This is a genomic window from Micromonospora sp. NPDC049175 (assembly GCF_043197345.1).
GTDB lineage: Bacteria > Actinomycetota > Actinomycetes > Mycobacteriales > Micromonosporaceae > Micromonospora.
Window position 1 is genome coordinate 1 of record NZ_JBICSY010000020.1, and the last position, 9463, is coordinate 9463.

At 71.9% G+C, this 9463-nt stretch carries 1 protein-coding gene and 1 pseudogene; both read right to left on the minus strand.

Annotated features, from left to right (window positions below; translation table 11 throughout):
• A pseudogene (locus tag ACGFH8_RS35045) lies at positions 1–5333 on the minus strand (type I polyketide synthase); the annotation flags it as partial.
• 41 nt (positions 5334–5374) lie between these two features.
• The gene (locus ACGFH8_RS35050; protein WP_393375989.1) at positions 5375–9424 is read right to left on the minus strand and encodes an SDR family NAD(P)-dependent oxidoreductase; all 4050 of its coding nucleotides are present in this window, start codon (positions 9422–9424) and stop codon (positions 5375–5377) included.
• Positions 9425–9463 lie beyond the last annotated feature (39 nt).

The window sequence follows — 9463 nt, forward strand, 5'->3', positions numbered from 1 at the left end:
AACACCGGATGACCATTACGCCGCGCATCCGACAACCGCTCCACCAACAACAACCCCACACCCTCACCCCAACCCGTCCCATCCGCCGCACCCGCAAACGACTTACAACGACCATCAACCGCAAGACCCCGCTGCCGACTGAACTCAACGAAGGCCGCCGGGGTGGCCATCACCGCCGCTCCGCCCGCCAGCGCGAGGTCGCACTCCCCTTGGCGCAGCGCCTGCATGGCGAAGTGCAGCGCGACAAGTGACGAGGAGCAGGCCGTGTCCACGGTGACCGCCGGCCCTTCCAGGCCGAAGAGGTACGAGATGCGGCCGGAGATGACGGATGCGGTGTTCGCGGTCAGGAGGTAGCCGTCGGTCGCGGCGGCCTGCTGGGATCCGTAGCCGAGTGGGGAGGCGCCGATGAAGACGCCGGTTTGGCTGCCCTGTACGGCGGTGGGATCGATGCCAGCGCGTTCGAACGCCTCCCACGACGTCTCCAACAGCAGGCGCTGCTGCGGGTCCATCGCCAGCGCCTCACGCGGACTGATCCCGAAGAACGCCGGATCGAACTCGGCGGCGTCGTGCACGAAAGCGCCCTGCGACGCGTAGGACGTGCCGGGCTGCTCGCCGTTGGGGTCGAAGAGTCCGTCCAGGTCCCAACCGCGGTCGCGGGGGAAGTCGCCGACCGCGTCGGTGCCGTCGGCGACCAAGTGCCACAGCTGCTCGGCCGAGCGGACGCCGCCCGGGTAGCGGCAGGCCATGGCGACGATGGCGATCGGCTCGTCGGTGCCGGGTGCCGCCGGGGCAGGCCCGGCGACCGCGGCCTGTTCGGTGTGCGGCACGAGGCGCGTCGCCAGGTATTCGGCCAGGCGCCGGGCGGTCGGGTGGTCGAAGACGACGGTGGCGGGCAGTCGTAGCCCGGTCGCGGTGCCGAGCCGGTTGCGTACGTCCACAGCCGTCAACGAGTCGAAGCCGAGTTCGCGGAACGCGCGGTCCGGTTCGACCTGTCCGGGTGTGTCGTGGCGGAGGACTTTCGCGGCTTCGACGCGTACCAGATCAAGCAAGGTTTCTTTTTGAGCGGCGCGGGAGAGGCCTGCGAGTTTCCGGGCCAGTGGTGATCCGGTCGCGCCGGTGGCGGCTTTGGCATCGTCATCATCGGCGAGGGCTTGCACCTCGGGCAGGTCGGCGATGAGGGGCCGGGCGCGGTGCACGGTGTACGAGGGCGCGAAGGTGGCCCAGTCGATGTCTGCGACGGTTATGGTTGCCACGTCCTCGGCGAGCGCGGTGGCCAGCGCCGTGAGCGCGCCGTCCGCCGGCATCGGCCGCAGGCCGCGCCGCCGCAGCTGGTCGGCCGCGTCGCCGCCGGCCATGCCGTCGCCGGCCCACGGGCCCCAGGACACCGCGGTCGCGGGCCGGCCGGATGCCCGGCGGTGCAGCGCGAGCGCGTCCAGGTAGGCGTTCGCCGCCGCGTAGGCCGCCTGTCCGCCGCTGCCCCAGATGCCGGCGCCGGAGGAGAAGAGCAGGAACAGGCCGAGGTCGGCATCGGCGGTCAGCTCGTCGAGGTGGCGCGCGGCATCCGCCTTGGACCGCAGCACCGCGGCGACCGTCTCCGGGGTGAGGTCGGCGACGAGGCCGGGTTCGAGCGTGCCGGCGGCGTGCACGACACCGGAGAGTGGACGGTCGGCAGGGATGGTTTCCAGTACGGCCACCAGCGCGGCCCGGTCCGCGACGTCGCAGGTGGCAACTGTGACGTCGGTGCCACCCGCTCGAAGTTCGGCAGTGAGTTCCTCGACTCCGGGGGCGGTCGGCCCGCTACGGCTGAGCAGCAGCAGATGGTCGGCGCCCTGCTCGGCGAGCCACCGGGCAAGCCGTCCGCCGAGCGCGCCGGTGCCGCCGGTGATGAGGATGGTGCCGGCGGGCGGACGCCACGGGCCGTTCGTGACGCCGGCCGGCAGGTGCCGCATGCGTGGGGCGAAGAGGCCGGACGACCGTACGGCGATCTGGTCCTCCCCCGAGGTGCCGCCGACTGCCGTCAGCACCCGGTCGGCGACCCGGTCGTCGATCTCCGGCGGCAGGTCGAGGAGGCCGCCCCAACGGTCGGGGTGTTCCAGGGCGACGACCCGGCCCAGGCCCCACAGTCGCGCCTGGGCGGGTTCGCGCAGCGGATCGGACCGGCCGATGCTGACGGCGCCCGAGGTGAGGCACCACAGCGGTGCGGCGACCCCGTCGAGGGCCTGGACGAGCTCGACGGTGTCGGGCAGGCCCGTGGCGTCGTCGAGCCCGAGCAGCGACACGATGCGGTCCGGGACGCCGGTCTCGGCGAGCGCCGCGGCGACCGCCTCCGCCACCGGCGTGTCCCAGTCGACGGCGGTCTCGACGACTGTTGCACCGTGCCGGGCGGCCGCGGTGGTGAGCGCGGCCGTCAGGCCGGCACGGGTCACCTCCGCCGTGAGTGCCACCGGGAGGCCTGCGGCGAGGCCGGGCCGGGTGACGACGAGCCACGTGCCGGGCACGGGCGTGGCCGGGTCGCCGGTGAGTGGCTGCCAGGCCAGCCGGTAGCGCCAGCCGTCGATCCGGTTCCGCCGTTGCCGATTGCGGCGCCAGTCGGCGAGCACGGGCAGCGCCGGCGCCAGCAGCGGCTCCGCGTCGCCTCCGGCGTCGAGCGCGGCGGTCAGGCCGGCGAGGTCGCCTTCACTGACCGCGGCCCAGAACTTCGCCTCGGCGGGGTCGGCGGACGCGGCCTTCGTCTCCGGTTCCGGCACCCAGTAGCGCTGGCGTTGGAAGGGGTAGGTGGGCAGGTCAGCGGGAGCGACGCCGGCGAACTGGGTGGCCCAGTCGATCGCGACGCCCTGCACCCACGCCTCCGCCGCCGAGAGCAGAACCCGATCCCAACCGCCTTCGGTACGGCGCAACGTCCCGACCACCACCGGGGCGTCAATGTTGTACGTCAACACGGGGTGGGCGCTGGACTCGATGAACACGTCGAACCCGTCACCGGTCAACGCCTGAACCGCGTCGGCGAACCGCACCGTCGAGCGGAGGTTCGCGAACCAGTACTCGGCGTCGAGCTGCACGCTCTCGTCGAGCAACCCGCCGGTGAGGGTGGAGTACATCGGGAGCGCACCCGGCGGTGACGTGATCCCGGCCAGGGCGGTGAGGAGTTCCTCGCGGATGACGTCGACCTGGGCGGTGTGCGACGCGTAGTCCACCGGCACCAACCGAGCCCGCACCCCCCGCTGCTCACACCCGGCAACCAACGCCTGCACCTCGGCAGGATCACCACCAACAACCACCTGCGACGGACCGTTGACCGCAGCCACACTCAGCCCATCGGTCAACAACACCTCCACCTCATCCGCGGGCAGGCCGACCGACGCCATCGCCCCCGCACCGGCCAACCGCTGACCAACGATCCGGGACCGTTGCACCACCACCCGCAACGCGTCTTCCAACGACAGCCGACCCGCGACGTACGCGGCGGCGATCTCACCCTGCGAATGCCCCACCACCGCCGCCACCGGCAGGCCCAGGGACTGCCACACCCGCGCCAACCCGGCCATCACCACGAACGAGACCGGCTGCACCACATCCACCCGGTCCAAATCACCACCACGCAACACCGAAGTCAGCGAGAAATCCACCAGCGGCTCACACTCCGCCACCCAGGCGGCGAACACCGGCGACTCATCAAGCAACTGGCCGCCCATGCCGACCCACTGCGCCCCTTGACCGGGGAACACCAACACCACACGATCCCGCGACGCCACAGCGGTGCCCTCGATCAGCTCGTCACCGACCCGCACCGCCCGATCCTCGAACACCGACCGCCGCACCAACGCAGCACCGGTAGCGGCCGAGTCATCCGTAACCCGCTCCCGCAACGCCGACAAAGCCGCCTGGCCACGGGCGGAGAACACCAACGGCACGGCGGGCAACTCCCGCGACACCACATCCGCGGCCTCAGGCGCCGGAGCCTGCTCCACGATCACGTGCGCATTCGTCCCCGAGATACCGAACGACGACACGGCCGCCCTGCGCGGCCGATCCACTTCTGGCCACTCCCGCGCCTCGGTGAGCAGCGAGACCGCGCCCGCCGACCAGTCGACATGCGGTGTCGGCTCGTCCACGTGCAGCGTTGCGGGCAGTTCCCCTCGCTGCAGCGCTACCACCATCTTGATGACGCCCGCGACACCGGCCGCCGCCTGGGTGTGACCGATGTTCGACTTGATCGACCCCAGCAGCAGCGGTTCGCCGGCCCCCCGTCCCTGCCCGTACGTCGCCAGCAGCGCCTGCGCCTCGATCGGGTCACCCAGCGTGGTACCGGTGCCGTGCGCCTCCACGACGTCCACGTCCGCCGTCGACAGCCGTGCGTTCGCCAGCGCCTGCCGGATCACCCGCCGCTGCGAGGGCCCGTTCGGCGCGCTGATCCCGTTGCTCGCGCCGTCCTGGTTGACCGCGCTGCCCCGGATCACCCCGAGGATCGGGTGTCCGTTGCGCTCGGCGTCCGAGAGCCGTTCCAGCAGCAGCATGCCGACGCCCTCACCCCACGCCGTACCGTCGGCAGCCGCCGCGAACGCCTTCACCCGCCCGTCCGGGGCCAGCCCTCGTTGCCGGCTGAACTCGACGAACAGTGTGGGCGTCGACATGATGGTGACCCCGCCGGCCAGGGCGAGGCGGCAGTCGCCGGAGCGCAGCGCCTGCCCGGCCATGTGGAGGGCGACCAGAGAGGACGAGCATGCGGTGTCGACCGACACGGCGGGGCCTTCGAACCCGAACGTGTAGGCGAGCCGACCGGACGCCACGCTCGCCGCATTGCCCGTGATCAGGTAGCCGCCGTTGCCGCCGGAGGTCTGCACCAGCGCTGTGTAGTCCTGGCCGCTGCTGCCGACGAAGACGCCGGTGCGGCTGCCGCGCAGCGTCGTGGGATCGATGCCGGCGCGCTCGATCGTCTCCCAGGACACCTCCAGCAGCAGGCGCTGCTGCGGGTCCATGGCGACCGCCTCGCGCGGGCTGATACCGAAGAACCCGGCGTCGAAGTCCGCGACGTCCAGCAGGAATCCGCCGTGCCGCGAGTAGGAGGTGCCCTGCCGGTCCGGATCCGGGTCGTACAGCGCGTCGAGATCCCAGCCGCGATCGACAGGGAACTCGGTCATCGCGTCCCGGCCCTCGGCGGCCGTACGCCAAAGGTCCTCGGGCGAGCGCACGCCGCCCGGGTAGCGGCAACCCATGCCCACCACCACGATCGGTTCCTGCTCCCGCGCCTCGAACTCCTCAAGCTTGCGCCGGGTGTCGTGCAGGTCGGCAGTGACGCGGCGGAGAAAATAGCGGAGCTTGTCCTCGTCGGCCACGGCCGTCTCCTTGTCCGGGCGGTTCGGTACGGGCTGCGCGGTCACGAGATCCCCAGTTCCTTGCCGATGAAGTCGAACACCTCGTCGTCGGTGGCGGCGTCCAGGTCGTCGGCCACCGAAACCCGCTCTTCCGGTACGGCGGTGGCCGTCCAGCGCTTGGAGAGGTTCTGTAGTCGGACCGCGACCTCCGCGTGCAGCTCGGCGTCCTCGTCCACGCCCAGCAGCAGGGCTTCCAAGCGGTCGAGTTCGGCGAGCACCGAGGGCGCGCCGGTGCCGGCCAGCTCGCCGAGCAGGAATTCGCCGACCGCGGCCGGGGACGGATGGTCGAACGCGAGCGTGGCCGGCAGCCGCAGTCCGGTGGCGGTGGCCAGCCGGTTGCGCAGCTCGACCGCGGCGAGCGAGTCGAAGCCGAGCTCTTTGAACGCGGCCGTGGCCGGGACGTCGGCGGTGCCGGCATGGCCGAGGACGGTGGCGGTGTGCGCGCGTACCAGGTCCAGCAGGTAGCGGTCCCGTTCGCCGGGCGGCAGGGCGGCCAGGCGTACGGTGAGATCGGTGCCACCGCCCTCGACGGCGGCTGCCGCGGTCCGCCGGGGTGTGGCGCCCACCAGGTCGCGCAGCAGGGCCGGAACGGCGGCCGGTTCGGCGCCGCGCAGCGGTGTGAGGTCGATGCCACCGGCCACCGGTGCGGCCGCGGGCCGTGCCAGCGCTTCGTCGAACAGCGCGAGACCTTCGTCGGCGGAGAGCGTGCGCATGCCGGAGCGGGCGATCCGACGCCGGTCCGCGTCGCTCAGGTGTCCGGTCATGGCGCTGCGCTGTGCCCAGAAGCCCCAGGCGATGGAGAGCGCGGGCAGACCGTCGCCGCGTCGCTGCCGGGCGAGCGCGTCGAGATAGGCGTTGGCGGCCGCGTAGTTGCTCTGGCCGGGACTGCCGAACACGCCGGCCACCGAGGAGAACAGCACAAACGCTGCGAGGTCGGAGGTGGCCGTGAGCTCGTGCAGGTGCCGGGCGGCGTCGGTCTTGGGCCGGAACACCGTGTCGAGGCGCTCCGGGCTCTGCCGTTCGACCAGTGCGTCGTCCACCACGCCGGCGGCGTGGACGACCGCGGTCAGGGGATGTTCGGCGGGCACGTCGGCGAGGAGCTTCTCGACGGACGTACGGTCGCCGAGGTCGCACGCCGCGAGGGTGACCGCCGCGCCCAGCCCGCGCAGGTCCTCTGCCAGCGCGGTCGCGCCCTCGGCGCGGTCGCCGGATCGGCTGACCAGCAGCAGGTTGCGGGCGCCGTGCCGGTCCACCAGGTGCCGCGCGAGCAGACCGCCCAGCGCGCCGGTGCCGCCGCTGATGAGAACCGTGCCATCGGGGTCGAGCGGGGCCGGCACGGTCAGCACCACCTTGCCGACGTGCCGGGCCTGGCTGACGAAGCGCAGCGCGTCACCGGCGGCGCGTACGTCCCAGACACCGATCGGCGGCAACGTCAACACGCCACGGGCGAACAAGTCGAGGACCTCGCGCAGGATTTCCCGGATCCGGTCCGGCCCCGCCTCGATCGCGTCGAACGCTCGATAGTGGACCCCGGCGTGGTCGTCCGAGACGCGGTCGGCGGCCCGGATGTCGGTCTTGCCCATCTCCAGGAACCGGCCGCCGCGCGGCAGCAACCTCAGCGACGCGTCGACGAAGTCGCCGGCCAGCGAGTTCAGGACCACGTCCACGCCACGCCCGTCGGTCGCGGCCGAGAACTCCGCCTCGAAGTCCGTCGTACGCGACGACGCCAGGTGCGCGTCGTCGAACCCGTTACGCCGCAAAACCTCCCACTTCCCCTGGCTGGCCGTACCGAAGACCTCGGCGCCGAAATGACGAGCCAGCTGGGTGGCGGCCATGCCGACACCACCGGCCGCGGAGTGCACCAGAACCCGTTCACCGGACCGCAGACCGCCCAGGTCGACAAGTGCGTAGTAGGCGGTGGTGTAGACCACCGGGACCGCCGCGGCCTGCGCGAACGACCAGCCGTCCGGGACTCGGGCGAGCATCCGGTGATCCGCGACAGTCATCGGGCCGAAGGAGCCCGGCAGCAGACCCATCACTCGGTCGCCGGGCGCGAAGTCGGTGACCGCCGCGCCCGTCTCCACGACCACACCGGCGCCCTCGCTGCCCAGCAGCGCCTGATCCGGATACATGCCGAGGGCGATCATCGCGTCCCGGAAGTTGATGCCGGCCGCCCTGATCGCGATCCTGACCTCGCTGGGCGCGAGCGGCGCTCGCGCCTGTGCGTGCTCGAGCACGGCGAGACCCTCGAGCGTGCCGTCGCCGGCCTCCAGCCGCCACGACGGATCCGGCGGCAGCACCGGCGGTACCGGCAACGATGCCAGCCGGGGAGCGAGGAGTCGGCCGTCGCGGTACGCCAGTTCCGGCTCCTGCAGACGTACGGCGGCCGCCAGTTCGGCCGGACCAGCGTCTACGCCGTCGAGCAGCAGCAAGCGGCCCGGGTGCTCGGCCTGCACAGCCCGAATCAGCCCACCCGCCGCGGCCTGCGCTGGATCGCGAAGCCGCTCGCCCGGCTCCGTCACCACGCCGCCGTCGGTGAGCAGCATCAGCCGCGTGTCCGCCAGCTCCGGCGCTGCCAGGAAATCCTGAACCAGCGTCAACGTCCCGGTGGTGGTCTCACGGACCGTCCCGCCGGGCACACGAGCGATCAGCACGGTCGGCGGGTCCGCGGCGGCCAGCACGCCGGCCACGCCGGTAAAGGATGCCAAGCCCGGTAGCCCGGTCCCGTCCAGCTGGGCGAAACCCTCCACATCGACGTCCGCCGGCATCGACACAGCGCCCCAGCGGACTTCGAGAAGCCCGTCGGTGCTGGGCGTCGGCGTCACCCGCTCCAGATCGACGGCGCGCAACCCCAGCTGCCCAATGGTGGCCACCGGCGCGCCCGCCGCGTCACTCAGATCGACGCGCACCTCGCGTTCTCCGGTGCGGGTGAGGTGGACCCGGAGGTGTGTGGCGTTAGAGGCGTGTAGGCGGACGTCGGTGAAGGCGAAGGGCAGCAGGGTTTCGGTGGTCTGGTGGGTCAGGGACATGGCGTGCAGGGCGGCGTCCAGGAGTGCGGGGTGGATGCCGTAGCCGGTGGTGTCGGTGCCCTCGGGCAGCGCGACGTCGGCGTAGACGTGATCGCCGTCGGTCCAGGCGGTCTGGAGTCCGTGGAAGGTGGGTCCGTAGTCGTAACCGGCTGCGGTGAGAGCCGGATACAGGTCACTGATGTCCGCGGGTTCGGCGCCCGGTGGCGGCCAAGCGGTGAGGCCCGGGTGGGTTTCTGGTCGACTGTCGGTGGTGAGGACGTCGGTGGTGAGGATGCCGGTGGCGTGTAGGCCGGTGGGAGAGGTGATGGTCAGGTCGTGGTGGCCGTCGGTGCCGGTCGGGGTGATCTGGACCTGGACGTCGGAGGGGATGGTCAGCGGGGCGTGCAGGGTGAGTTCCCCGACGGTGGTGGCGCCGATCTGGTCACCGGCGTGGATAGCCAGATCAACGAACCCGGTACCCGGCAGGATCGGGGTGCCGGCGATGACGTGCTCGCCCAACCACGCTGTTCTCGCCGCCGTCAACCGCCCGGTCAGGACCAGATGCTCGCCGACGGTGACGGCGGCGGACAACAACGGATGAGTGACCGGCCGCAACCCGAACGCCGACGCGTCCCCAACGGCCGGACTAGGAGCCAACCAGAACCGTTCCCGTTGGAACGGGTACGTCGGCGCCACCGGAATCGACTCCACATCCGGTGCCGGAACGATCGCGTCCCACGCGATCGGGGTCCCGGTCACGAACAACCGGGCAACCGCGGTGAGAAGAGTGACCACCTCATCGCGCTCGTGCTGGTCGGCGGCTGCCGTCTGAGCACCGACCGCCGCCTGGGCGGTGACCTCGGTGGCGTCGCGCTGGTTGGCGACCGCCGTGTGGGCGGTGTTTCCGGTGGCGTCGCGCTGGTCAGTGGTGGTGGGCCGGGGGCGGCGACCGGTGGCGGCGATCACCACCGGATCAGCAGTCAAACAACCCGGTAGCAGCGCGGCTAACACCGCGTCCGGGCCAACCTCCAACCACCGATCCACACCCGCACGCTCACCCGCCCGCACCGCATCCAGAAAATG